The sequence below is a fragment of the Alcanivorax sp. HI0044 genome, from assembly GCF_001634945.1.
On sequence record NZ_LWEZ01001444.1, the window covers coordinates 1 to 2,792 of the forward strand.

3 protein-coding genes are annotated in these 2,792 nt (G+C 59.9%); 1 reads left to right on the forward strand and 2 read right to left on the reverse strand.

Going from position 1 to position 2,792, the window contains the following annotated elements; all coding sequences use genetic code 11:
* Positions 1-865, forward strand: an 865-nt coding sequence (locus A3730_RS21610; RefSeq protein ID WP_197477564.1) for a TrkH family potassium uptake protein, incomplete at its 5' end; no start/stop codon positions are given.
* Between the two features lie 18 nt (positions 866-883).
* Here the strand turns inward: A3730_RS21610 and A3730_RS21615 are convergent.
* The gene (locus A3730_RS21615; protein WP_063520280.1) at positions 884-1,795 is read right to left on the reverse strand and encodes a YihY/virulence factor BrkB family protein; all 912 of its coding nucleotides are present in this window, start codon (positions 1,793-1,795) and stop codon (positions 884-886) included.
* Positions 1,796-1,863: 68 nt separating this feature from the next.
* Positions 1,864-2,277: a 3D domain-containing protein gene (locus A3730_RS21620; RefSeq protein WP_156497004.1), complete on the reverse strand. Its 414-nt coding sequence runs from the start codon at positions 2,275-2,277 to the stop codon at positions 1,864-1,866.
* Positions 2,278-2,792: the final 515 nt, after the last annotated feature.

Sequence of the window (2,792 nt, forward strand, 5' to 3'; positions counted from 1 at the left end):
TCAGGGCACGTTTCACAGCCTGTTCTATGCGGTGTCGGCGTTTAATAACGCAGGCTTTGCACTCAGTGCCGACAGCCTCACTGGCTGGGGTGGGCACTGGGGCATTGTGCTGATCATTACCACCATGGTCATCGTGGGCGGGCTGGGCTTTACGGTGCTGGCGGATTTCGAAAAAGGCTGGCGCTGGCGCGGGTTGTCCCTGCACAGCAAGTTGATGCTGGTGGGCACCGGGGTGTTGCTGGCGGCCACGTTGTTGTTCTTTATGCTGGCGGAGTGGAATAACCCCGGCACCCTGGGCGGCATGAGTGTCAGCGACAAGCTGGCGGCGTCCTGGTTTCATGCGGTGACGCCGCGTACGGCCGGGTTCAATGTGGTGGACATGAGTGCCTTGTCGCTGCCGACCAGCCTGTTTTATCTGCTGCTGATGTTTATCGGTGCGGGCACCAATTCCACCGGCAGTGGTATCAAGGTGACCACCTTTATGGTGCTGCTGCTGGCCACTCGTGCCTTCCTGCGGGGGCGGCCCCTGCCGGTGATCTTCGGCCGGCAGATTTCGTCAACGCTGGTGTACAAATCCCTGGCGATTATCTTTATTGCCTGCGGGGTGGTGTTTGTGGCGTTGATGGCGCTGTCGGTCACCGATGCCCGACTGGGGTTTGAGGATCTCACCTTTGAAGTGGTATCGGCGTTTGGCACCGTGGGGTTATCGCGGGGCATTACCGGTGAGCTGTCGTCAGCGGGGCAGTGGGTGATCATGCTGGTCATGTTTGTGGGGCGCATCGGCCCGTTGACCCTGTCATTCCTGCTGACCCGTCCGCGCCAACCGGTGGTGCGTTATCCGGAAGGCGAGGTCTATATCGGTTAATGGATAACGAAGAATGGCTTATTGGGCGGGCAGGTCGATCTGTTGGCGCTTCACGCGAATAGCGGTGCTGCGGGCCAGAATTTTCAGGCCCCGGGCTTCGCAGTGAGCGCGGGTGAAGGCGGCGCCGAATAACAGAATCATGGACGAGTAGTACACCCACATCAGCAAGACCACCAGGGAGCCGGCGGCGCCGTAGGTGGATGCCGTGGCGGTATGCGCCAGGTACAGGCCGATCAGTGCGCGGCCGACCGAAAACAGGATCGCGGTGACCAGTGCTGCGGGCATAACGGCTTTCCAGTTCAGTACCACATCGGGTAGCACCCGGAACATGGTGCCGAACAGCAGAGCAATCACCAGCAGGGATACGCTCATCTCAATCACTACTACCACTGCGCCGTGAATCGGCAGCCAGCTTTCCGCATAGACGATGATTGCCTGGACCACCACGTTCAGCAGCAGCGAGACCAGCAGCACAAAGCCCAGTGAAATTACCACCGTCAGCGACAGCAGCCGGCTTTTGATCAGCGCGGCGATGGTGTTGCGTGAAGGCCGCGGCATCACCTCCCAGATGGCATTCATGGAGCGTTGCATCTGGGCAAACACGGTGGTGGCGCCAATGATCATGACCAGCAGGCTGAGCATGCCGGCGAGCAGGCCCTGGCGTGGTGCCTGGGTATTGGCGATGGCGTTACGCACCTCGTTGGCCGCTTCCGGGCCGATGGTGGCTTCCAGCTGGCCGAGGATTTCGGTCATGGCGGCCTCACTGGTCATCACCAGGGAGATGACTTTGACCGCCAGGATAATCACCGGGGCGAGAGAGAACAGGGTGAAGAAAGCCAGCGACCCGGCATAGCTGACCGCGTTGCCCTCCAGCCACAGGCGCACCGTGTTTTTGAAAATGCCGAACCAGTAGAGTGCGATCGCTTTCATTGTTATCCCGGCGTCAGTGTCCTGCTGGCAGTGTAGCGACTGCCGTCGGGGGTGGCGAATACCGATGATTATTCAGCCGGCACCTCCCAGCGGATGGTGACTGGCTGCCGGCCCCATTCCCGTGCTGCCTGCCGGTCTTTCATCAGGATGTCGATGTGATCGGTCCAGCGCTTGTTCATCTTGTCGAGCACCTGATAGGTGCCGGGCAAGCCGTCAATGCGGACTTCGGTCTGGTGGGTGAGCCCCGCCTTGATCAGGTCGCGGGATACGGCAATGGCCTTCATGCCGGGCTCCAGCTGGTCGCCCCAGGCGGCCAGGCCCACGTTGCCTTTCTTGGTTTCTGCTTCGGAGAGGGTGTACGCAGAGGCGCTGACTTCACGGCTGACTTCGGTGCTGTTGTCGCAACCGGCGATCGCCATTATCAGTGTCAGACCGGTGATCCAGCGGGTGGATTGCATGGTGCGTGGCAAGGCGTTGAGCATGGTTCCCCCTGTGTTGTGTGATGGGAGCACCCTGGCAGGGAGACTGTGAAGATGCCATCAAAGAAAAGGTTCATCGCGTAATTGAGTGATGCGCCGATGTCAGGTGTTGTCTTCTTATTCTGCCGTGGTCGCAGCTGGGTGCCGGATGCACGACAACGGACGCTTACATTCGAAACCTGAAAACCTTGGCGGCTATGCCCTCTTCGCAAAACGCATTACCCGATTATTCCCTGGCAATGCTCCTGAATATTCCTCAAAAGAGGCGCCGCAATAGTGACAGCCTCTCAGGCTGTGGGTTTTGCGTCAGGCATCCGGCGTCGAGCGTCCGGCAACGTGCAGGGTAATTCGCGATGAGATAAAGAAAAGCCCGGGGTGTCGGAACGTCCCGGGCCTGTTGGTGTGGTCAAGGAAGTTGGCAGGGTCAGTGCAGCTTCAGTCGTGGGCGTACCAGTTTGTTGAAGCGCCCGGCAATGAGCAGCATGATGGTGCGCGGCCAGCCGTAGAGCGCGGCCTGG

Coding starts and splice junctions, on each gene's coding strand:
- A3730_RS21615 (WP_063520280.1), bottom strand. CDS start 1,795: ATGAAAGCGATCGCACTCTACTGGTTCGGCATTTTCAAAAACACGGTG.
- A3730_RS21620 (WP_156497004.1), bottom strand. CDS start 2,277: ATGCTCAACGCCTTGCCACGCACCATGCAATCCACCCGCTGGATCACC.